Source organism: Microbacterium sp. Au-Mic1 (assembly GCF_021341785.1).
Taxonomy (GTDB): Bacteria; Actinomycetota; Actinomycetes; order Actinomycetales; family Microbacteriaceae; genus Microbacterium.
Genome location: NZ_JAJTTF010000012.1, coordinates 29,964 through 51,890, shown reverse-complemented (window position 1 = coordinate 51,890; position 21,927 = coordinate 29,964). Strand labels below are relative to the sequence as shown.

General features: G+C 65.7%; 20 protein-coding genes. 14 read left to right on the top strand and 6 right to left on the bottom strand.

Annotation, left to right across the window (positions count from 1 at the left end):
• Positions 1–15: 15 nt before the first annotated feature.
• Positions 16–321, bottom strand: a complete 306-nt coding sequence (locus LXM50_RS15280; protein ID WP_233312340.1) for a PqqD family protein — start codon at positions 319–321, stop codon at positions 16–18.
• A 446-nt stretch (positions 322–767) separates the two neighbouring features.
• Between LXM50_RS15280 and LXM50_RS15275 the strand changes: the two genes are divergently transcribed.
• The 7 genes from LXM50_RS15275 (at position 768) to LXM50_RS15245 (ending at position 8,639) form a co-directional block, all read left to right on the top strand.
• Complete coding sequence (locus LXM50_RS15275) at positions 768–2,579, top strand: nucleoside-diphosphate sugar epimerase/dehydratase (RefSeq protein WP_233312339.1); 1,812 nt, start codon at positions 768–770, stop codon at positions 2,577–2,579.
• On the top strand, positions 2,572–3,705 hold the full coding sequence (locus LXM50_RS15270; protein ID WP_233312338.1) for a DegT/DnrJ/EryC1/StrS aminotransferase family protein: 1,134 nt from the start codon (positions 2,572–2,574) through the stop codon (positions 3,703–3,705). Before LXM50_RS15275 ends, LXM50_RS15270 begins: the two co-directional genes overlap by 8 nt.
• Positions 3,706–3,708: 3 nt before the next feature.
• Entirely contained in the window at positions 3,709–4,323 is a 615-nt protein-coding gene (locus tag LXM50_RS15265) for a sugar transferase (RefSeq protein ID WP_233312337.1), read from the top strand.
• Complete coding sequence (locus LXM50_RS15260) at positions 4,316–4,960, top strand: acetyltransferase (protein ID WP_233312336.1); 645 nt, start codon at positions 4,316–4,318, stop codon at positions 4,958–4,960. Before LXM50_RS15265 ends, LXM50_RS15260 begins: the two co-directional genes overlap by 8 nt.
• A gap of 20 nt (positions 4,961–4,980) precedes the next feature.
• Positions 4,981–6,123, top strand: coding sequence for a glycosyltransferase family 4 protein (locus LXM50_RS15255; RefSeq protein ID WP_233312335.1), 1,143 nt, complete (start codon positions 4,981–4,983; stop codon positions 6,121–6,123).
• The gene (locus tag LXM50_RS15250) at positions 6,104–7,420 is read left to right on the top strand and encodes a lipopolysaccharide biosynthesis protein (protein WP_233312334.1); all 1,317 of its coding nucleotides are present in this window, start codon (positions 6,104–6,106) and stop codon (positions 7,418–7,420) included. Before LXM50_RS15255 ends, LXM50_RS15250 begins: the two co-directional genes overlap by 20 nt.
• Positions 7,421–7,541: 121 nt before the next feature.
• A complete protein-coding gene (locus tag LXM50_RS15245) occupies positions 7,542–8,639 on the top strand; it encodes a glycosyltransferase family 4 protein (protein WP_233312333.1) in 1,098 nt (365 codons plus the stop codon).
• A 49-nt stretch (positions 8,640–8,688) separates the two neighbouring features.
• Here LXM50_RS15245 and LXM50_RS15240 read toward each other — a convergent pair whose 3' ends face one another.
• The 3 genes from LXM50_RS15240 to wecB all read right to left on the bottom strand — a co-directional run bounded on the left by LXM50_RS15240 (position 8,689) and on the right by wecB (position 12,478).
• Positions 8,689–10,065, bottom strand: a complete 1,377-nt coding sequence (locus LXM50_RS15240) for an O-antigen ligase (protein WP_233312332.1) — start codon at positions 10,063–10,065, stop codon at positions 8,689–8,691.
• The gene (locus LXM50_RS15235; protein WP_233312331.1) at positions 10,062–11,213 is read right to left on the bottom strand and encodes a glycosyltransferase; all 1,152 of its coding nucleotides are present in this window, start codon (positions 11,211–11,213) and stop codon (positions 10,062–10,064) included. Before LXM50_RS15235 ends, LXM50_RS15240 begins: the two co-directional genes overlap by 4 nt.
• Positions 11,214–11,410: 197 nt before the next feature.
• A complete protein-coding gene (gene wecB / locus LXM50_RS15230; RefSeq protein ID WP_233312330.1) occupies positions 11,411–12,478 on the bottom strand; it encodes a non-hydrolyzing UDP-N-acetylglucosamine 2-epimerase in 1,068 nt (355 codons plus the stop codon).
• 70 nt (positions 12,479–12,548) lie between these two features.
• Here wecB and LXM50_RS15225 point away from each other — a divergent pair, with 70 nt between their 5' ends.
• The 7 genes from LXM50_RS15225 to LXM50_RS15195 all read left to right on the top strand — a co-directional run bounded on the left by LXM50_RS15225 (position 12,549) and on the right by LXM50_RS15195 (position 20,303).
• Positions 12,549–13,355 (top strand): glycosyltransferase, encoded by an 807-nt coding sequence (locus tag LXM50_RS15225; RefSeq protein WP_233312329.1) that lies wholly within the window; start codon positions 12,549–12,551, stop codon positions 13,353–13,355.
• Positions 13,356–13,407: 52 nt separating this feature from the next.
• Positions 13,408–14,286, top strand: a complete 879-nt coding sequence (locus LXM50_RS15220; protein WP_233312328.1) for a nucleotidyltransferase family protein — start codon at positions 13,408–13,410, stop codon at positions 14,284–14,286.
• 74 nt (positions 14,287–14,360) lie between these two features.
• The gene (locus tag LXM50_RS15215; protein ID WP_233312327.1) at positions 14,361–15,653 is read left to right on the top strand and encodes a nucleotide sugar dehydrogenase; all 1,293 of its coding nucleotides are present in this window, start codon (positions 14,361–14,363) and stop codon (positions 15,651–15,653) included.
• Positions 15,654–15,686: 33 nt separating this feature from the next.
• Entirely contained in the window at positions 15,687–16,298 is a 612-nt protein-coding gene (locus tag LXM50_RS15210) for an acyltransferase (RefSeq protein WP_233312326.1), read from the top strand.
• Positions 16,295–17,392, top strand: a complete 1,098-nt coding sequence (locus tag LXM50_RS15205; protein WP_233312325.1) for a DegT/DnrJ/EryC1/StrS aminotransferase family protein — start codon at positions 16,295–16,297, stop codon at positions 17,390–17,392. The genes LXM50_RS15210 and LXM50_RS15205 overlap by 4 nt, the downstream gene beginning before the upstream one ends.
• The gene (locus LXM50_RS15200; RefSeq protein WP_233312414.1) at positions 17,389–18,378 is read left to right on the top strand and encodes a Gfo/Idh/MocA family protein; all 990 of its coding nucleotides are present in this window, start codon (positions 17,389–17,391) and stop codon (positions 18,376–18,378) included. Before LXM50_RS15205 ends, LXM50_RS15200 begins: the two co-directional genes overlap by 4 nt.
• A gap of 116 nt (positions 18,379–18,494) precedes the next feature.
• Positions 18,495–20,303 (top strand): DUF4012 domain-containing protein, encoded by a 1,809-nt coding sequence (locus LXM50_RS15195; protein ID WP_233312324.1) that lies wholly within the window; start codon positions 18,495–18,497, stop codon positions 20,301–20,303.
• Positions 20,304–20,313: 10 nt separating this feature from the next.
• Here the strand turns inward: LXM50_RS15195 and LXM50_RS15190 are convergent, their stop codons facing one another.
• Together LXM50_RS15190 and LXM50_RS15185 are read right to left on the bottom strand one after the other, a co-directional pair.
• Positions 20,314–20,790, bottom strand: a complete 477-nt coding sequence (locus LXM50_RS15190) for a VanZ family protein (RefSeq protein ID WP_233312323.1) — start codon at positions 20,788–20,790, stop codon at positions 20,314–20,316.
• 28 nt (positions 20,791–20,818) lie between these two features.
• Positions 20,819–21,922, bottom strand: coding sequence for a glycosyltransferase (locus LXM50_RS15185; RefSeq protein ID WP_233312322.1), 1,104 nt, complete (start codon positions 21,920–21,922; stop codon positions 20,819–20,821).
• Positions 21,923–21,927 lie beyond the last annotated feature (5 nt).

The following is a 21,927-nucleotide window of genomic DNA, read 5'->3' as shown; positions in this document are numbered from 1 at the left end:
GGTGGCTCCTTCGAGTCAGATGCCGGCGGAGGTCGTGCGGCGGATCAGATGCCTGTCGCGGAGCTCATCGAGCAGGGCGAGGACATCGTCTCTGACGATCTCCTCCCCGACCTCGTAGGCATCAGCGACGTTCGTGACCAGTGAGTTCGTGGAGATCGGACTGTTCACGGCGATCTCCTCCCAGATGTACGCCGCCGTCTCCTGCAGCGTCATCGGATGCGCCGTCGAGGACTCGAGATCGAGGGCGACGACGTCGTTGCCGCTGATCGTCCACGCGACGGCGTCGGCGATACGCCACTGTGCCGTCTGCTCCCCACCCACGCGGTCAGCCTAGCGAAGCACGCGCTGGTCGTTCGCCGTGGCGGGCGTGAAGCACGGACGGACGCCCTCGGGTGGTCAAGGGTCCTCCTCGCATTTCCCCCGAACATCGGAGCGTTGCCGGCAAGCCTCACTCCTCCGCGGCGACGGTCGGACGCGCCCGACATCGTCGTCGATACCGTACGAAATGCGAACGGAAACCGTACGCTTTGCGTCACTTTCCGGACAACGGCACACGGCGTTCTCACAGGTATGGGATCCTGAAGGGCAGGGATGGTGGGGCAGAGCGTGCATCTCTCCTCATCTGGGGCTAGCGATGTTGAGCGTCCGTGCGCTCAAGTGCCGCGGATCGAGTGTGGGGGGATGCTGTCGTGCAGAGTGCCGTTCAAAGCGAGAACGTGGTCGTCGCCGGTCGTGTCACCCGCGTGGGGCACCGGCGACGAGGATGGGTGGCTGCTCTCGACGCGTTCGCCTGGGTGTTCGGCACCTTCCTCGCCGTGGGACTGCGCGTCGATTTCAAGCTTCCGTTTTCGGGATGGGTCGCGACGTTCTGCCTGGGCCTCATCGCGGCCGCGATGCAGCTCATCGTCGGGTATGTGCTCGCCCTTTATCGAGGTCGCTACTCCTACGGCTCGTTCAGCGAGGTATGGACGCTGGCGCTCGTGGCGGGCGGCATCACACTGATCCTCTCGTCCGTGGTCGTCCCCTCGGGAAACCACATCGGCGTCCCGCGCGCCACCGTCCTGCTCGCCGGCCCGTTCGTGCTTCTGCTCATGTTCGGCGTGCGCTACGTCGCGCGACTCGTCGTCGAGCGCTCCCGAAAGCCCGGCACGAACGCGGAGCGCGCACTGGTCGTCGGCGCGGGATATCTGGGTGACCGTCTTCTCCACACCATCATCACCGACCCGGGATCGCCGATCCTCCCGGTCGGGCTGATCGACGACGATCCTGCGAAGAAGAACCTGCGGCTGCGCGGCGTCCCGGTGCTCGGTCGCCGCAGTCAGCTCGCCGAGATCGCGGAACGGACGGGCGCTACCCGACTGGTGATCGCGCTCGGCAACGCCGACAGCGTGCTGCTGCGAGAGCTGAGCGACGCGGCGGACGCGGCCGGTATGAGCGTGTCGGTCACGCCGACGATCACCGACTACATGCTCGACGGACATGCCAGCGTCGATGTCCGCGACATCGAGATCGAAGACCTCATCGGTCGGCACCCGGTCGACACCAACGTCGAGCTGATCGCGGGGTACATCACGGGCAAGCGCGTGCTCGTCACAGGTGCCGGAGGATCCATCGGATCCGAGCTGTGTCGCCAGCTCGCGAAGTTCGGGCCCAGCGAGCTGATCATGCTCGACCGGGACGAGACCGGTTTGCAGACGGCGCAGCTCGGTACGGCCGGCAACGGACTGCTCGACTCCAAGGAGGTCGTGCTCGCCGACATCCGCGACGTGTCAGTGCTGAATGCGATCTTCGATGAGCGCCTCCCTGAGGTCGTGTTCCATGCCGCCGCCCTGAAGCACCTTCCGATGCTCGAGCAGTATCCCGACGAGGCCTGGAAGACCAACGTCATCGGATCACTGAACGTCCTGCAGGCTGCGCGCCGGGTCGGTGTGAGCCACTTCGTCAACATCTCCACTGACAAGGCCGCGAACCCGACCAGTGTGCTGGGTCACTCCAAGCGCGTCGCGGAGAAGCTCACGGCCTGGGTCGGTGAGCAGACCGGCATGCAGTACCTCTCGGTGCGCTTCGGCAATGTGATCGGCAGCCGCGGATCCATGCTCCCGACCTTCCAGCGTCTGATCGCCGAGGAGAAGCCGATCACGGTGACGCACCCCGACGCGACTCGCTACTTCATGACCATTCCGGAAGCTTGCCAGCTGGTGATCCAGGCCGGAGGAATCGGTCGTGCCGGCGAGGTGCTCATCCTCGACATGGGGGAGCCGGTGTCGATCCTCGAGGTCGCCAAGCGCATGATCGCGATGTCGGGGAAGCAGATCGAGATCGTCTTCACGGGTCTGCGCCACGGCGAGAAGCTGCACGAGGAACTGGTCGGTGCCCGGGAGAACCTCGAGCGGCCCTTCCACCCGAAGATCTCGCACGCGCACGCCGATACGATCAGTCCTGAGCGACTGGACAAGGCCGGGTGGGAAGCCCGGATGAACGCCGTCCCGCGGAACAACGACACCGCCGTGGTCGACCGGATCGTGGTGGAGCAGGTCATCGGTGGCGCGCCGCGTCTGGGAGAATCACTGAATGGCTGAACGCATCCTCATGTCCTCCCCGGACGTCACTCAGATCGAGGAGGATGCGGTCGTCGCAGCTATGCGCTCCGGCTGGATCGTTCCGCTCGGCCCGGATGTCGACGCTTTCGAGGCGGAGCTCGCTGCTCGGGTCGGGGTGGGGCATGGTGTCGCGCTGAGTTCCGGCACGGCTGCACTCCATCTCGGGCTGCTCACGCTCGGCGTGGAGCCCGGCGATGTCGTGGTGACGTCGACGATGACGTTTGCGGCGACCACCAACGCGATCGTCTATACGGGCGCGGCCCCGTTCTTCGTCGACGCCGACGAGGCGACGGGGAACATGGATCCCGAACTCCTCCGGTCTGCTCTCGAAGAGCTGCGCGACGAAGGATCCCGCGTCGGCGCGATCGTCCCGGTGGATCTGCTGGGCAAGACGGTCGACTACACCGCGATCCTCGCCATCGCCGACGAGTTCGGCGTGCCGGTGCTGGCGGACGCCGCGGAATCGTTGGGCGCTTCACACAAGGGCAAAGCCGCAGGAAGCTTCGGGCAGGTCTCTGCCGTGTCGTTCAACGGCAACAAGGTGATGACGACGTCGGGCGGCGGGATGCTCCTCACCGATGATGCGGATATCGCGGAGCGCGTCAGGTACCTGGCGACTCAGGCGCGCCAGCCGGTTGCGCACTACGAGCATGTCGACGTGGGGTACAACTATCGAATGAGCAACCTGCTCGCTGCCCTCGGGCGTGCGCAGCTCAAGCGACTCGACTCCATGCTCGCCCGGCGTCGTGAGATGCGGGAGCTCTACAAGGACGTGTTCCGGGAAGTGCCGGGGGTCGAGATCTTCGGTGGGGCGGACGATGCCGAGGACAACGCCTGGCTGACCTCGATCCTCGTCGATCGGGAGATCGCCGGATGGGACGCGAAAGATCTGTCGAACGCTTTGGCTGCGGATGACATCGAGAGCCGCCCCGTCTGGAAGCCGATGCACCTTCAGCCTGTTTTCGCCCACTACCGGGGCACGCTCACCGGTGCTTCGGAGCGTCTCTTCGCTCGCGGGCTGACGCTGCCCAGCGGATCCGCCCTGACGGCGGATCAGCGCGGACGTGTCTTCGATTCCATCGGCCGCTTCCTCCGGACTCGCTGACCGATGGCCGTGCGTGCGTACGATCCGCTGAAGCGGGTACTGGATGTCGTTGCCGCAGGGGTTGCGCTGGTACTGCTGTCACCGGTGATCGCCGTGGTGGCTCTTCTGGTCGCGACGAGACTGGGGCGTCCGGTGATGTTCGCCCAGCCTCGCCCCGGCAAGGACGCGAAGATCTTCGTGCTGCGCAAGTTCCGGTCCATGCGCGACGTGGATGCGTCGCAAGGGCTGGTCACGGATGAGCAGCGGCTCACTCGATTCGGCAAGAGCCTGCGCTCGACGAGTCTCGACGAGCTGCCTTCACTGTGGAACGTGCTCAAAGGCGACATGAGCATCGTCGGACCTCGGCCGCTGCTGGTGGAGTACCTTCCTCGCTACACCTCGGAGCAGGCACGACGGCACGAGGTCAGGCCCGGTATCACGGGGCTGGCGCAAGCGAGCGGACGGAACGCGCTGAGCTGGGAAGAGAAGTTCGCGTTGGACGTCGAGTACGTCGACAACCGGAGCCTGGCCCTCGACGCACGTGTGATTCTGGCGACTGTGCGAGCAGTCTTCGCGCGCGAAGGGATCTCCGCAGAGGGGCACGTGACCATGCAGAAGTTCGGGGAGACGAATGCCTGAAGACATCATCATCGTCGGCGCCGGTGGTTTCGGGCGCGAGACGATCGACGTGGTTCGAGCGATCAACGCAGCCGCACCTGAACCCGTCTGGAACCTGCTCGGAGTCGTCGACGACGGCCCATCGCCCGTTCACGGTGAGCGCCTTGCAGCGCTGGAGATCCCGCATCTCGGCGGCATCGAGGAACTGCGCTCCCACATCGCTTCCGCGAGGTACGTGATCGGCATCGGTTCCCCCTCTGTACGCGCTCAGCTGAGCGAGAGGATCGACTCGTGGGGCGGTCGGGCCGCGACCGTGATCCACCCTTCGGCCGTTGTCGGTTCCGAGGTTCGGATCGGCGAGGGATCCGTGGTGTGCGGTGGGGCTCAGATCTCCACGAACATCGTCCTCGGTCGCCATGTGCACATCAACCCGGGCGCGATCGTGGGCCACGACTGCCGGCTTGAGGACTATGTCTCCATCAACCCCGGAGCTGTCATCTCGGGGGACGTCCGTGTGGGCTCCGGCACCTTGATCGGTGCGGGAGCGGTCGTCCTGCAGTTGCTGGAGGTCGGTGTCGGTGCTCTCGTCGCAGCGAGTGCTTGTGTGACGAAGAACGTGCCGGCCGGTGCGACCGTGCGAGGAGTTCCTGCGCGATGACGGGTCGGCGACTGTGTTTCGTGATCACGAATGACATCAGCACCGTCTTCTATCGCGGCTACCTCAGCTACCTCCGGGAGCGCGGGTGGCATGTGACGATCATCTCGCGCGACACCGGCAAGCTGACGGCGCTCGGTGAAGCGGAGGGCGTGGACATCGTCGACGTCGATATGGTGCGCGATCCGTCGCCTATCCGTGATCTTCGCTCTCTCTTGCAGCTCACGCGCGCGATCAGACGTGTCCGTCCGGACGTTCTCGTCTTCTCGACGCCCAAGGCATCGCTCCTGGCGTCTGTGGCGGGCTGGCTGCTCCGCGTGCCTGTCCGGATCTATCACATCCTCGGTCTGCGCTACGAGACCGAGTCGGGCATGCGTCGCCGCGTCTTCCGAGCCCTGGAGAAGACTGCCGCCGGCCTGGCGACGGAGACGCTCGCCGTCAGCCACAGCCTTGCTGAGCTCGTGCGCGCCGAGCGGCTCACTTCCCGCGTGGTGGTGCTCGGGGAAGGGAGTCCGTTCGGGACCGATCTGCGCCGTTTCAGCCGGGAGGCCACGGACATTCCGACGATGGACGCGGAGACGGCTGACTTCCTCGCGGGCCAGGGCGACGCGTTCCGGTTGCTGTTCGTGGGGCGCATCACCGCGGACAAGGGCGTCGGGGACCTCCTCGATGCCCTTGCCCTCGTCGCGGAGCGAGGCATCGAGGTCGCCACGGTCATCGTCGGCCCCGGTGAGGACGATGGGCTTGAGCGCCGCATCGACGAGTTCGTCGTCGACCACGGCGTGCATCGGGTCGGAGCGGTTTCGGACCCTCGCGTCTACATGCGTGCGGTCGACATCCTCTGCCTGCCCACCTTGCGTGAGGGATTCGGTCAGGTGATCGTCGAAGCAGCGGGACTCGAGGTTCCCACGATCACCACCGAGGCGACAGGAGCCCGTGACGTGGTGCTCGACGGGGAGACCGGGTTGATCGTGCCGGTGCAGGACGGGGTGGCACTGGCGGCCGCCATCGAGCGCGCGGCAGGCCAGCGCGAACAGGTACGTGCATGGGGTCAGGCGGCTCGGGCGCGTGCCGAAGAGTACTACTCGACTGATCGGGTCTGGCGTCAATACGCCGATCATTTTGAGGTCTTGCTTGGATCAGGCGGTGATCGTGCAGGTGCCTGAAGACGACAAGGAGTTGAGCGCTGTGCGCGAGGACGGTCGCAAGTCGTCAGGCAGGGGTAGCTCATCGACTATCCGAAGCATCGCCACCCTCCTCACAGGTACAGTCGCCTCCCAGATCATCGGCGTTGTGACGATGCCGATCCTTAGCCGTATCTACGGACCCGCGGCGTTCGGCATCCTGGCGATCTTCCTCTCGGTGAGCGCTGTGGTGAGCATGGTCGCGGCCCTGCGCTATGAATACGCCATTGTGCTCCCGGAGCGCGAGGAGGACGCTCACCGACTGCGGCAGCTCTCCACGGGACTAGTCAGTCTCATTTCGGCCCTCACGGTGGTCGTCACTCTCTTGGTGTTCTGGCTCTCCGGGCCTGCGGATCGGCACTGGTGGTTGCTGTTGATCGGAGCGAGCGTTTTTCTCGCCGGTGAGACGACGATCCTGTATTTCTGGCTGACGCGGAAGCGTCGTTATCGCATGCAGAGCGTCTCGCGTATCGTTCAGGCGCTCGTCACAGCTGCGACGCAAGCAGGCTTGGGGCTGCTCATCGCACCGACCGGCGAGTGGCTCATCGTCGGCTACCTGGTGGGTCAGGTCTTCGGCGTCGGAATCTTGCTGATCACAGACGACGCTCGTAAGACGGCGCCAGTCCGAGACCACCGCAGTTGGTGGAAGCTCATGGTGCGCTACCGCAAGATGCCGCTCCTCAATGCACCTAATGCGCTCGTGGACTCTTTGCGGCTCAATGGAATCAACATGATCATCGGAGGGCGTTCGCTGCATGCGCTGGGCCAGTTCTCGATGGCATGGAAGCTCGCCCAGGCACCGATGGCGCTGATCGCGAGCGCGATCTCCCAGGTGTACTACCAGCGCATGGCAGTTGCTGCTCCCGGGACGCTCAAAACCCTGGTCAGAGGAGTGACCATTCGCGCACTGCTCCTAGGCTTCCTCCCGTTTTTGGTGCTCGGCCTCGTGGCACCTGTCGTGGTGCCTTGGTTCCTCGGGGAGCGGTGGGCTGAGGCAGGGCTCGTCGTACAGGCGCTGACCCCGTGGCTCTATCTGAACGTCGCGACCGCACCGCTATCAACGGTGTTCATCGTCGCTGAGCGACAAGGATCGATGCTGATCTTCGCGATCGTCTATCTGATCGTGCCGATCGCGATCCTTCTTGCGGCTGGAGGCGACCTCGTGCGAGCGGTGTGGTTCACGAGCGCCGCCATGACGCTGTTGCTCGCATTCCTTATCGTGCTCGCTCATCGCGTCGCTGGACGGTACGACAGCGACCGCATGGAGACTGGCCGTTAGCCAGGGCGACGTGGCCGAACGGCGCAACTGATGATTTCTCGCTGCGAGCGTGGGGCAGCAGGTCTCGATCCGCATGCCTAACGCCCCGCGGACGGTTGAGCAACTTCGATAGAATACGTCTATGCGCGTGCTCGTGGTGACTCGTTGGTTCCCAGACTCGCATTCACCAATGAGTGGTGTATTCAACATGCGGGATTGTGCGCTTCTCGCCCAGGATCATGACGTGACGGTTCTGCATCTGGGTAGCTCCGACCCCGATGCTCGCCTTGGTGAATCGCTTCGCGTCGTCCGGGTTCCATTCCGGACGAAGGACATCCGTCCCGGTAGCGGGTTGCGACCTCTCCTGGAACGGATGCTCGGTGAGGCCGACCTCCTGCACACGATGGCATACCCCACGCTGACGGCGTTCCTGGGGCTGCGCGTGAGTATCCCTTGGGTGCACACCGAGCACTACAGCCTTCTCATCGCGAAAGCGCCGAGTTGGCGCGCTGGCTTGCTCATGAGCGCTCCCATGCGCCGCATGCTCCGCCGCCCGGATGAGGTCATTGCTGTCGGACAGGAGCTGGCGGCTGCGGTTCGTCGGACCGGTGCGACGTCGGTGTCGGTGATCGGGAATGACGTCGCTCTGCCCGCCGCGGACGCACCGCTCCCTGAGGCGCTCAGCGCCCTGTCCCCGATCCGGATGATCGCGACTGGCGGGCTCGTCGCGAACAAGGGGCCACTAGAAGCGGTGCGGGCCACAGCCCTTTTGCGTGCGCGCGGCTATGATATTTCTCTGACTTGGGCGGGTAGTGGGCCGCTACGCGATGAGTCCGAACAGACTGTGCGGGATCTTGGCATCGACGAGGCCGTGAATTTCCTGGGCCACGTGGACGCGGCAAGAATTCCGGATCTGCTCCGCGAGCATCAACTCTTTATCCTTCCTACCGCCTATGAGACATTTGGTGTCTCGATTGCTGAGGCGATTGCCCAGGGGCTCCCTGTCGTGACGTCGGGCGCGGGCGAGTACCAGACTTTTCTTCCTTCGCGGGGATCCAGGATCGTGCGGGAACGCACGCCAGAGGCGCTGGCGGACGCAGTGGATTCCTTAGTGCGGGATGAAAATCGTCTGTCTTCGCGGGAACTTCGCACGCATGCGGCAAACGAGTTCAGCGCGGCGGCCCGGAGGGAAAGCTACCAGGACGTCTATCGGAAGGCGGCCGGCAGCCGGGTCCATTAGACGGTATCCTGGCCTGTTCTGCGCGGAACTGCGATCGGGCCGTGTCCACCTAGTTCGTGTGCAGACCTCCCAGGGAGGCCATGTCGTTGCCGGGCTCAACTTGCTCACGTGCCGCGGCCGAGCGGTGCAGGGTGCGGAGATAGATGCCGACTGCCGCGCACGTCGCGAAGCCCGCCCATTCATGGGGGACGCCGACGAACGAGCTGTTCATGGTGAGGATGAGTGGAAGTGTAGCGATCACGCACGCGAGCGCCGAAGCAAGTGCGCGCTCGGGCGTCCGTCGCCGGGACGCGTTGTTGGCTCGGACGGACAGCACCAACAGTGCGATGGTGACGACGACGGCGACGACTCCGAGCAGCACGCCGTATTGCGTGAAGAACTCGATCACTCCGTTGTGCGGGTTGGTGATGTTGAACGTCATGCGGGACGTGCCCTGCGCTTGCGCAGTGACGGTGTACCCGCCGGGACCCGAGCCGAGAGGATTCTCGGCAATCATGTCAAGGCCGTTCAGGATGAGGTTCCAGCGAGCAAGCAACGAGCTGTCTGCAGGGATCTGGAGCCCGAGCAGATTGATCGTGTAACTACCGCCGGCGCCGACCGGCGCGATATCCCCCGCCGCGGACCCCGCCTGGAACCGCAGAATCAGGACTGCGCCAACCAGTGCGAACACGACGGCAATTGCCTGTGTGACGTGAGAACGGAGGCGGAGGATGATCCACATGGCGGGGGCGACGAAGAGGGTGGCGAGCCCGAAGCGGCTGCTCGTCGCGACCATGAGGGGAACCGATACGATCGCGGCGAAAACATAGAGGAGGCGGGCCCACTTCCGCGTCGTCAGCGAGGCGCCCGCGAGAAGCAGCGGGATGGTCAATGCCAAAAAGGCGGCGTAGTTGTTGGGGTTGTAGAACACGGTCACGACGCCGAGTTTTGTTGCGTCGGGATTTGCATCGAGGTAGGTTGCACCGAAATGTCGACCCGTTGTGATCTCGATCAGAGCCAGGCACGACGTGCAAAGCGAAGCGACAAGCCAGCCGAACAGCAGCGATCGGATCAGGTCTCGTGAGCTCGGCAGCGCGAGCAACCCTAACGTTATGAAGACGCCACCGGACACCACGACGGCCTGGGCGAAGACATACTGCACGTTGAAGCTGTTCACAACCGCCAACAGCGAGATCACGAGGACTGGCAGGCAGAGGATCGCAACAAGTTGTCGAAGGCCGTCGGGTTGACGCTTCTGCATGTGCGTGATGCCGTAGATGAAGAACAGCGCCGCGAAGCCCGTGAACGCCGAGACCGGCCCGAGGTGCGGAAGGACTGGGTTGAGCACGCTGACCGGGGCGATCAGCGCAACGAGAACCAGACCGATCCGCGTTATGGGTCGCGGTCCGGTGGCGTCCTCGGGCGGGCGGGACCCGACTTCAGTCATCGTCGCTGCCTGTGATCGCCCTGAGTGGTCTTTCTCGCCGAGTCGGAGAGGTTCGCCTCTCCCAGCTGAGCGACCAGCGACTCCATGATCGAGTGCTTGTCCACGTAAGGTCGGGCCGCCTCCCGGACTGAAGCGCGTCGACGATCCCCAAGTGCGTCGTGGAACGCAACCATCCGCTCGATACTGAATCCGCTGTCGTCACAGTGATAGTAGGGGAAATCGCGGGGGAGCCCCGCATCTATGTGAGTTGAGTAGACGGGCAGTCCAGCTGCGAGATACTGTCTGACCTTGAGGGTGCTCGCCTGGCGGAGGCCGTTGCGGTCTAGAGCCAGGGAAGCTATCGCCACTCGAGCCTCTCGGAAGACATCGAGCATCTCCGCGTCGGAGAGGTCGCCATGGACGACGACGATCCCTCGTGCGGCGAGGGCCTCGACCTGCGCGCGCTGATCGTCTTCGATCCGACCAACGAGATCCACCCTCACGGGGATTGTGCCATCTGCCGGCAGCGCCTCAAGCGCGGCGAGGAGCCGGTCGAGACCATGCCAGGCGTAGAAGACGCTGCAAACGAAAACTGCACGCAGAGGCGCCGGCTGATCCGAGGGCTCTGCTGCGATGCCAACACTTTCGATGTCGATCCCGTTCGGATACGTTGCAACGACGCGTGCCCGGGGGAAGCGCTCGGCCTCGTACTGGGCAATCTCGTCCGTGACACCGATAACGCCCCGAAGGCGACGGAACGCCCAGCGTTTGAAACCACCCTCGAGGAAGAGCGTAAGCGCGAGCCGCGGCCCCTTCGTGACGAGGGAGATCTCTTCAATCTCCTTGCTGTGGTGCACGGTGAAGAGGTTCGGGATCAAGGGCGCCATCAGAGCGGCGAACGGGTCGGGTGAGATCGACCGCATCAGTATCGCGTCGTACTGCGCGGCCTGGCGTCGGATATGTAGCCACGTGTAGAGCTTGGCCAGTTGGAACCGCCGCGCCCATGCCGGAACGCGTGGGCCGTCATCGGTCCGTACCGGCTCTGGTGTGAGTGTGTGCGTCTCCCAGATCGCGCCTTCCAGCGATTGCGCCGCCGCTCGCTCGTATTCCAACTGAGCGCGCTGGCCACTTCCCAGCTTGTGGAAGAGCCCGACGTGAAGGATTCTCATGTGCGGCAGTGCATCCTTGATTGATGTCGGGCACTTCGTGCGAGGCCTCGACGGACTGAACTCTGGGCGATCTGACCGATTCTACGGGCGATAGGTGGGAACACGGTGGCGGCGGTTTTGAATCGCGGTCGACGTCGGGGACCTTCGGATCCTGACCTCTGCAGACATCCGGTTTGAGCGCAGACGTTCTTGTCCAATCAGTCGAAGGCGCTGATGATCGCGTCCACGGCACGAGTCGCAGCGTGACCGTCTCCGTAAGGAGCTGCGTCCGTCGGTGCAGGCGTCGGTCGCGTCAGCGCCGCCGCGATCTCCTCGGCCGTGTTCGCGAGTACATTCCAGCCGAGCTCTACGGTCTCCACCCACTCGGTCTCTCGCCGCACCGTCGTCCCCGGAACGCGGAGGAGGAATGCTTCCTTCTGCAACCCTCCGGAGTCGGTCACGATGCCAGCGCTCGTGCGCGCGGCGGCGATCAACTCGGGGTAGGCCAGCGGGTCGCGCGCCCGCAGAGCGCCAGCCTCCAGGGGGATACCGTGCTCGGCGGCTTTGGCGCGCACGCGAGGATGCGCGAGGAGGAAGACCGGACGATCCGCTGCGGCAAGCGCGTCGACGATCTGGCGCAGCCGTTCGGGGGCGTCGGTGTTCTCGGCACGATGGATGGTGGCGAGATAGTAGTTCCCCGGCTCCGCCTCTCCGGCGAGCGGGTGCACGGCATCTTGTCGTGTGATGGCGTCCCTCACTTGAAACAGGACATCCGTCATGACGTCACCGACGAGAACCGAGCGGGTGGCGAGACCCTCAGCAGCGAGATGTCCCATAGCCACCTCCGTCGGTGCGAGGCACAAATCAGCAGCGTGGTCGGTGAGCACTCGGTTGTGCTCTTCCGGCATTTCCCGGTTGAAGGATCGCAACCCGGCTTCGAGATGCGCGACGGGGAAGTGCAGCTTGGTGGCGCTGACCGCGGCCGCCAAGGTGGAGTTGGTGTCGCCATAGACGAGAACAGCGTCTGGCTTGAAACGCTCGAGCACTCCGTCCATCTGCGCAAGAATCGCGCCTGTCTGGACGCCGTGGGAACCCGAGCCCACACCGAGATGAGCGTCCGGCGCCGGGATCTCCAAATCGCGAAAGAAGACGTCAGAAAGCATCGGATCGTAGTGCTGGCCGGTATGCACGATGATGTGCTCCTGGTCGGCTGCGCGGGCAGCTTTAGCGATGGGGGCCAGTTTGACGAACTGGGGGCGGGCGCCAACGACGCTCATGATCCTCATGGTGAGAAGTTTACGGTTCGTGATGCGCCAACATTTCCGGGTCCGTCCGGCCGATCGGTAGGGTGGCCGCGTGACAAGATCCGGGGATTCCCTTTTGATCTCGGTCCTCATGGCCGAGTACAACACGTCCCCCGACCGACTGCGCAAAGCGATGGCTTCGATCCTCGCTCAGACTGAGCGGCGGTTCGAGTTCCTCATCGTCGACGACGGTTCGGCCACGGATGTGCGATCGATCGCCGCCGAGTTCGCCGATGACCGGATCCGCGTCGTCGGCTATGGCGAGAACCGCGGTTTCGTAGCCGCGCTCAACTACGGCCTCGACCAAGCCCGTGGCGAATACATCGCGCGCATGGACACCGACGACACGGTCGAACCCGACTATCTCGAGGCGGTCTACGGCTGGATCTCGCAGCATCCCGAGTACGCGGTGGTCTCCGGCCAGGCGAGGGAGATCTCGTCGGACGGTCCCGGCATCGTGCTCGGTCGCCCGGGGGAACAGACGGCCAGACTGGCCATGCGCGGTTTCACGCCCATTCATGCGGCCTCGATCATGCGCGCGAGCGCGGTCAAGGCCGCCGGTGGATATCAGTCCTATAAGCGCGCAGAGGACCTGGCCCTTTGGTACGAGCTGCTCCTGCGCGGATACCGCTTGTACGTGATCCCGAAGGTGGTCTACAACTACCGCGTTGAGAAGGCGGACTTCGCGAAGCGCTCGCTTCGTCATCGCCGCGACGAGATCCGTGTGCGTGTGCGGTACTACCCGCAACTGGGCGCGGGGCCGCGAGAGTATGCGCGCATCGCGAAGTCGGTGCTGAGCGGGCTGCTGCCGGTATCCGCGGTCCGGGCGATCAGAGGCCGACTGCATCCGCGTGGCTGACCGATCGGGCATCCTCCCTAGGATGAGAACCGTGAGTTCGGGATCCTTCGAGTTGGACGCCGCGACGCAGCTTGCGCATGCGCTCGCTGCGGCGATCGCACGAGAACTCGGTGTCCGCGCACTCAGCCTCAAGGGCCCCATCGCCGCACACTATGAGCTGCGCGCCCCACGCGCTTCGGCTGATGCTGACGTCCTGATCGAACCGGAGCGTTTCACCGAATACTGCGCGGCACTTGAGAGTCGGGGGTGGCACACGCGAGTCGGTCGCGAGACCCCGGCGCTGATCCCACAGCACTCGATGACCTATATCCACGCGGACTGGCCGTGCGACATCGACGTGCATTGGATGTTCCCGGGATTCTTCGCCGACGCCGCCGACGCATTCGACATCCTCTGGTCGTCGCGGCAGGAGGTCTCCGTGGCGCACGTTCCGGTTCAGGCCCCCTCAAAGGCCGGCTCTGCCGTGATCATGGCACTGCACGCCGAGCGCGATCGGCGATCGCCGAAGCACCTCGAGGAGCGCGAGCTCGTGAGCGTCGCGCTGCGTGAAGCATTCACGACGAGCGAGCGCGACGAGTTCACGACGATCGCTCGTGCAGGAAGAGCCGCATGGACGTTGCGCGACTACTTCGTGTTGGCCGATTTGGGGCCTGTCGTCGTCGATGCTGATGCCGAGCAGCAGCGTCGATGGGCGCTCTTCTCGACTCGGGTCGACGACGCGTCGAGCGTGGCGTGGTGGCATCATGTGCGCGCGGCGCCATGGTCGCAGAAGCCCCGCTGGATCGTGCGTGCGATCTGGGTGTCGCGCGCGGACATGCCGCGGAACGATCGGGAGGATCTTCCCTCGCGACGTGAGATGTGGGACTACCAGATACACCGATGGCGTCGAGGCGCAGAAGCGACGCTGAGATACTTCCTCGGCAAGCGGTGAGTCTTAGGCAGCAGGACGTTTCGTCCTGCTGACACCGCGACGGGAGCCGCTGAACGCACCGATAGCATGATTCCATGCGCATCGCCGTCGTGGCCCTGGGAAAGATCGGGCTTCCCCTCGCTGTCCAGTTCGCCTCGTCAGGCCACGATGTGATCGGCGTCGATGTCAACCAGAAGACCGTCGACACGATCAACGCGGGGCTGGAGCCGTTTCCTGGCGAGGCGCACCTGCAGGAGAAGCTCGCCGAGTTGATTCCGTCGGGTCGTCTTCGAGCGACCACCGACTACGCCGAAGCGATTCCCGGTGCTGACGCCGTCGTTCTGGTGGCTCCCGTCTTCGTGAACGACGAGACCTGGGAGCCCGACTTCAAGCACATGGACGCTGCGACTGCGTCTCTTGCGGAGCATCTCACGGCGGGAACGCTGGTCTCCTACGAGACGACGTTGCCCGTCGGCACCACGCGCAATCGATGGAAGCCCATGCTGGAGGACGGCTCCGGTCTGACGGAGGGCGTCGACTTCCACCTGGCGTACTCGCCGGAGCGAGTGCTGACCGGGCGCGTGTTCGAGGACCTGCGCAAGTACCCCAAGCTGATCGGCGCGCTCTCGCCGGAGGGCACGCGACGTGCGCGTGAGTTCTACGAGGCGGTGCTCCAGTTCGACGAGCGCCCTGACCTCCCGCGCCCCAACGGGGTGTGGGATCTGGGGACGACAGAAGCGTCCGAGATGGCGAAGCTCGCCGAGACGACCTATCGCGATGTGAACATCGGTCTGGCGAACCAGTTCGGGCTCTTCGCCGCCGCCAACGGGATCGACGTCTACAAAGTCATCGAGGCGTGCAACTCGCAGCCGTACAGCCACATCCATCGTCCCGGCATCGCCGTGGGCGGCCACTGCATCCCCGTGTACCCGCGGCTCTATCTGTCCACCGACCCCGGTGCGGACATCGTCCGCACCGCGCGGCAGCTCAACGCGTCGATGCCGGAGCGGCTGGTAGCCCAGGCGGAGACGGTTCTCGGTTCCCTCTCCGGGCTGACGGCGGTCGTGCTGGGCGCGGCATACCGGGGCGGCGTGAAGGAGACCGCGTTCTCGGGAGTGTTCCCCACCGTCCAGGCACTGCGTGAGCGCGGTGCCGACGTCCGCGTGCACGATCCGCTGTACACGGACGAAGAGTTGCGGGCACTCGGTCTCGAGCCGTTCGCGATCGGCGAGGCGGCGGACGTGGCCGTGCTGCAGACGGATCACGCTGACTACCGAACGCTGGCGCCTGCGCAGATCCCCGGTGTGAGGCTGCTCGTCGACGGGCGTGCGGCGAGCGATGCCGCGCTCTGGGCCGGCACGCCTCGCATCGTGGTCGGATCCGCCTGACTGTTTCTGGCATTTCATCAAACGGGGGGCTGAATGACCGAGAGATCTGACGTGCGGATCGTGGAGTCCGCTGACGTCTCGCCTGAGGCTGAGATCGGGGCGGGATCATCCATCTGGCACCTCGCTCAGGTGCGTGAGCGCGCCCGGCTGGGGGAGAACTGCATCGTCGGGCGGGGCGCGTACGTCGGCACGGGTGTCGTGATGGGGGACAACTGCAAGGTGCAGAACTATGCCCTGGTCTACGAACCGGCGCGACTGGCTGACGGCGTGTTCATCGGGCCCGCGGTCGTCCTCACCAACGACACCTACCCGCGTGCGATCAACGCGGACGGGTCGCTCAAGAGCGCACACGACTGGGAGCCCGTCGGAGTGACGATCGAGCGCGGCGCGGCGATCGGGGCGCGTGCCACGTGCGTCGCGCCGGTGACGATCGGCGCCTGGGCGACCGTGGCGGCCGGCGCGGTCGTGGTCAAGGACGTTCCCGCGTACGCCCTTGTCGCGGGGGTACCTGCGAAGCGCATCGGCTGGGTCGGTGAGGCCGGGGTGCCCTTGACCGCGGGTGACACGACCGGCATCTGGATCTGTCCGCAGAGCGGCGCAACGTACCGCGAGCAGAACGGCACACTGACGAAGGAGATCGCGTGAGCGAGTTCATTCCCCCTGCCAAGCCGATCATCGGCGACGAAGAACGCGAAGCCGTCGATCGAGTGCTGCGGAGCGGCATGGTCGCGCAGGGCCCGGAGGTCGCGGCTTTCGAGGCCGAGTTCTCCGCGCATTTCGTGCAGGGGCGCCCGGCTGTCGCGGTGAACTCCGGAACCGCGGGCCTGCACCTCGGACTGCTTGCCGCAGGCGTCGGACCCGGTGACGAAGTCATCGTGCCGTCGTTCACGTTCGCCGCGACGGGCAACTCGGTCGCACTCACGGGAGCGACCCCCGTCTTCGTGGACATCGAGCCCGACACGTTCACGCTCGACCCGGATGCGGTGGCGGCGGCGGTCACGTCCAAGACGAAGGGCGTGCTGCCGGTTCATCTCTACGGGCACCCCGCGCGCATGCGTGAGCTGGAGGCGCTCGCCGCCGAGACCGGCATCGCCCTGTACGAGGACGCAGCGCAAGCGCACGGCGCCGCACTGGATGGACGGCCGGTCGGAACCTTCGGCGAGTTCGCCATGTTCAGCCTCTATCCGACCAAGAACATGACCAGTGGCGAGGGCGGCATGGTCTCGACAGCGACGGATGAGATCGCGCGCATGGTCAAACTGCTGCGGAACCAGGGCATGGAGCGTCAGTACGAGAACGAGGTCATCGGGTTCAACGCGCGCATGACCGACATCCACGCAGCGATCGGTCGCGTGCAGCTGACCAAGGTCGACGGCTGGACCACGACGCGCCAAGAGAACGCTGCGTTTCTCGACGCGAACCTGCAGGGCGTGGTCGTCCCTCCGGTCGCAGAAGGTGCGGTGCACGTGTATCACCAGTACACGGTTCGCGTTCCGGAGGACCGGGACGGGTTCGTGGCGGCGTTGAAAGAGGAGCACCAGGTCGGTGCCGGTGTGTACTACCCCATCCCGAACCACCGTCTCCCGTCGCTCGCACATTTCGCACCGGGACTGGACCTGCCCGAGACCGAGCGCGCGGCGCGGGAGGTCGTCTCCCTGCCGGTCCATCCGTCGCTGTCGCAGAACGACCTCGAGCGCATCGTGGCCGCGGTGAACGCCGTCGCAGGGGCGGGCGCCTGATGGCCTTGCGCGCCGGCCTGCTCGGCGTCGGCATGATGGGACGGCACCACGCTCGCGTGCTGCGCGAGATCGATGGCGTCGAGCTCGTCGCGATCGCGGACCCGGGCGGGGATCCGCACGGTGTCGCCGGCGAGTTGGACATCCTGCCCGACATCGACGCGCTGATCGATGCAGGGCTCGACACCGCCGTTGTGGCGGTGCCGACTCGATTCCATGAGGAGGCGGCACTCAAGCTCGCCGCCGCCGGCGTGCACACCCTCGTCGAGAAGCCGATCGCGCACAGTCTCGACGCTGGACGCCGCATGGTCGAGGCGTTCTCGCGAGCGGGGCTGGTCGGCGCCGTCGGGCATATCGAGCGTTTCAACCCTGCCTTGCAAGAGCTCCGACGGCGGCTCGCGGCCGGTGAGCTGGGGGCCGTCTACCAGGTCGTCACCCGGCGTCAGGGGCCCTTTCCGTCCCGGATCGCCGATGTCGGGGTCGCGAAGGACCTGGCCTCGCACGACGTGGACCTGACGGCGTGGGTCGTCCAGTCCGACTACGAGCGTGTGTTCGCGCAGACCGCGTTCAAGAGCGGTCGTGAGCACGAGGACATGATCACCATCACGGGCCGAACGGAGAGCGGCGTGATCGTGAACAACATCGTGAACTGGCTGAGCCCGATGAAGGAGCGGGTCACCGTTGTCACGGGGGAGAAGGGCGCGTTCGTCGCCGACACCGCGACCGGCGACCTCACCTTCTTCGCGAACGGCACCATTCCACTCGAGTGGGAGTCGGTGTCCAGCTTCCGCGGCGTCTCGGAAGGAGACGTCATTCGATACGCGTTCACCAAACGCGAGCCGCTCCGGGTGGAGCACGAGGCCTTCCGGGATGCCGTGCTGGGCAGCCGTTCCGACGTCGTGACCATGGAGCAGGGGCTGCGCACGCTCGCTGTCGTCGAGGCGGCGCTGGAGTCGTCACGGCTGATGGAGACCGTAAAGATCGACTAGTCGCGTCGTCGCGGGCTCTCCTCATCGTGGGACTTCGAGATGCGCGCAGGCCGAGCCGCCCTGTTGCTGGGAATACGCGCCCAAGAGGCTTCTGCCGGTGATGGTTGGATGGAGTCATGAGTAGCACGCCTCCCTCGCGCCGTGAACTCCGCGATCGCCAGGCGGAACGCCTCGAGTCCAAGCCCCGACGTCGTCGGATCTGGCCATGGATCGTGGGCGGAGTGTTCCTTCTGCTCATCGTGATCGCCGTGGTCGGCGGCATCATCGGCAAGCAGGTCTACGACAAGGCGATGTCTGCGCGCGGCCATCTGGAGGCGGCGATGACCGGCGTGCAGCAAGTGCAGCAGTCGGTGCTCACCGGTGACCTCGACGCCGCGGCCAAGAGCTCGGCCACGGTGTCGGCGCAGACCGCAGCTGCGGTCGCGGCGACGAAGGGGTGGCAGTGGAGTTTCGCAGAGAAGCTCCCCGTCGTCGGTTCCAATCTCTCCGCTGTCCGAACCGTCGCCGAAGTGACAGACGGCCTCGCGATGGACGTCGTCCGGCCCGCGGCGAGCGTGAAACTGAGCGATCTGAACATCGCAGATGGGCGGATCGACCCTGCATCGATCACCGCGCTCTCGAAGACCTTCGATTCCGTCGATGCCGGGATCCAGAAGGCGACGGCCGACCTCCGCAAGGTCGACAAGGCTCAGCTCGTCGGTCCCGTCGCCGACGGGGTCGGCAGGCTCGACTCCGAGCTGACGAAGCTGCAGCCGACGATGAAGACCGCGCGCGAGGTGCTGAGCGTCCTGCCGGACGCGCTCGGGGCGAAGGGCCCGCGCACCTACCTGCTGATGTTCCAGGGCAACTCGGAGGCGCGGAGCCTCGGCGGCAACGCGGCGCAGTTCCTTCCGATCACCGTCGACAACGGTACGATCACGCGCGGCACGGTCGTGAGCAGCTCCGATTTCAAGCATCAGGGCAGTCCGAATCCCGTCACGGACCTGGACCCGCAGGCCGTCAACATCTTCGGCGACAAGATCGGTCGCTACACGCCCGACTTCACGATGGTGCCGAATCTTCCATATGCGGTCCAGATCCTGCGCGCATGGTGGGCGAGGGACGTCGGGACGAACTTCGACGCGGTGCTGTCGATCGACCCGGTCACGCTGTCCTACATCCTCGAGGCGACTGGTCCGGTGACCCTGGCGACCGGCGATCAGCTGACCTCGCAGAACGCGGTCCCGCTGCTGCTCAACCAGGTGTACTTCACCTATCCGACCGGTCCGGAGCAGGACGCGTTCTTCGCCTCCGCTGCGGACACGATCTTCTCGGCGGTCACCTCCGGCAAGGCTTCGCCGGTGAAGCTGATCCAGGCGCTGTTCCGTGCATCCGACGAGGGGCGGCTGCTCTACCTCAGCAATGATCCCCAGCAGACCGCGCTGGTCGACAATTCACGGATGAGCGGCATCATGCCGACGGACGACAAGGAGCAGAGCGTTCTGGGCGTCTACCTGAACGACAACACCGGGTCGAAGAAGAGCTATTACCTCGACATGAAGATCGATGCCTGCCGCGCTGATCAGGTGGTCAAGGGCACGATGACGCTCACATCGAGACTGACCGAGGAGGCGGCCGCCGGCCTGCCGCCGTACATCACGGGTCCCTACTTCGCAGCGGGAGACATCAGCAGCTACGCCGTCTTCTACGGACCGGCGGGCGGCACGCTGTCGAGCATCACGATCGACGGGCAGCCTGCGAACATCCTCAGCCAGGGCGAACACCTCGGCCGACCTGCCGTGAAGATCGAGGTCTTCAGCCACTTCGCCGATACGCACACCGTGAACGTCGAGTTCACCGCACCGGGTCCAGGTGGGCCACTCAAGGTCTGGACGACACCGATGTCGCGCGCGACGCCGACGACCGTCGAGCCGACCTGCAAGTAGACCGGCTGCGTCAGGCTTCGTCGGCCCTCCGTCGCCGGGAGAACGCCCGCGCGATCACCAGGCCGACGGCCGTGCCGAGCGTGTTGGCGATCACGTCGGAGAGCGTCGAGTAGCGGCTCGGGAGGGCCAGCTGCACGAGTTCGATGACGGTGCTGGCGGCGCACCCCACGGCGATGACGACCCCGGCATGCATCCGCCGCCAGCCCGCGGCCAGCAGCACCCCCAGCGGCACGAATAGGGCGATGTTCGCCGCGAACTCGAGCACGGCGTAGGCGGACGCGAACGGGATGCCCGATGCCGCGACAAGGCGTGCAAGGACAGCGACGATGCCGGTCACCTTTCCGGCGTCCTCCGCGGGCAGCCAGGTGACCAACAGCACGGCGATCGCGTACGGCACGAGCAGGATCCGCGCGACGAGGGCGATGCGTCGCGTCACGGCGCGCGGTCGGGCCCGGCTGGCGGTCGGCGGCGGTGGGGCGGAGGGCACGATCAGCAGGATAGGGGGCCCGGCGCGCTCAGACCTGGACGAACTCCTGCAGCTCACGGGCGAAGCGGTCCGCCCCGAACCGCTCACTCAGGATCCGGGAGTCGAACGGGGCCAGACGCAGTGCGTCCTCGATGCCGACGGCCAGATCGCCCGGATCAGTGGACTCTGCGATCACCCCCGATACGCCGGGGACGATCGTCTCGATCTGGCCGCCGATCGGTCCGGTGACCACAGGGGTTCCCGCCGCCTGCGCTTCGACCGGGACGATCCCGAAGTCCTCGATGGGCGGGAAGACGAACACGGCGCTCAGCTGCATCAACGCGTACATCAGGGCGTCCGAGGGTGCGATGACGAACTCGACGGGGACCCCGGCCTCCGCCGCACGCGCGCGGAGGCGCATCTCGTCGGGCCCCCGGCCGGCGATGACGACGGGCAACCCGACACGGTCGGCAGCCGCGATCACCAAATCCAGCGCCTTGTAGGGGGTGAACCGCGACGCACCCATGATGAAGGTCTCCGGCAGCCGTTCGAGGATGCGTCGCTCCTCGGCATCGAGGACCTGAGTGCGCCAGTCCTGGTGCTCGCCGATCGCCTCGACCGCGACGGGCGGGTGGATCACGGTGGCATCGCGCTGCCATGCCCGGGCGATCCTGTCTCGGACGAATCGGCTGTTCGCCGCGATCGTCGTGGCCTCCTGCGCCCGGTGGCGATCGATGCCGCGGAACGTGGGCGAGGCGGCGCGCACGAGCGCATGCCGGCCGCGATCGTCGGATTCCGGATCCCAGAGATAGCGTGCCGGGCTGTGCGCGTAGACGAACTTCGGCACCGACGGATCAGGAACCCGCACGTGGTGGGCGAACACGTAGGAACTCGCGAGCACCCATTCGTGGTCGCTACGCACCGGTGCGCGCCGCCATGTCGCGTCGAGCAGGGGGAGCGACGCCGCCTTGTGCTTGCGGAACGGCGTCCGCGACAGCCACGACTCGGCGACGCGTCCCTTCGCGAACCGTTCGGGCGCATCGTTCCACAGGCAGAAGATCTCCGAATCGGGGAAGACCTCGCCCATGGCGTCCAGGACCCGCTCCGCCCCGCCGGACCGCTCGATCCACTCGGTGACGATCAGCCCCGACACGTCGC

Coding starts and splice junctions, on each gene's coding strand:
- LXM50_RS15210 (WP_233312326.1), top strand. CDS start 15,687: ATGACCGAGAGATCTGACGTGCGGATCGTGGAGTCCGCTGACGTCTCG.
- LXM50_RS15265 (WP_233312337.1), top strand. CDS start 3,709: ATGGCCGTGCGTGCGTACGATCCGCTGAAGCGGGTACTGGATGTCGTT.
- LXM50_RS15215 (WP_233312327.1), top strand. CDS start 14,361: ATGCGCATCGCCGTCGTGGCCCTGGGAAAGATCGGGCTTCCCCTCGCT.
- LXM50_RS15260 (WP_233312336.1), top strand. CDS start 4,316: ATGCCTGAAGACATCATCATCGTCGGCGCCGGTGGTTTCGGGCGCGAG.
- LXM50_RS15195 (WP_233312324.1), top strand. CDS start 18,495: ATGAGTAGCACGCCTCCCTCGCGCCGTGAACTCCGCGATCGCCAGGCG.
- LXM50_RS15270 (WP_233312338.1), top strand. CDS start 2,572: ATGGCTGAACGCATCCTCATGTCCTCCCCGGACGTCACTCAGATCGAG.
- LXM50_RS15245 (WP_233312333.1), top strand. CDS start 7,542: ATGCGCGTGCTCGTGGTGACTCGTTGGTTCCCAGACTCGCATTCACCA.
- LXM50_RS15240 (WP_233312332.1), bottom strand. CDS start 10,065: ATGACTGAAGTCGGGTCCCGCCCGCCCGAGGACGCCACCGGACCGCGA.
- LXM50_RS15235 (WP_233312331.1), bottom strand. CDS start 11,213: ATGAGAATCCTTCACGTCGGGCTCTTCCACAAGCTGGGAAGTGGCCAG.
- wecB (WP_233312330.1), bottom strand. CDS start 12,478: ATGAGGATCATGAGCGTCGTTGGCGCCCGCCCCCAGTTCGTCAAACTG.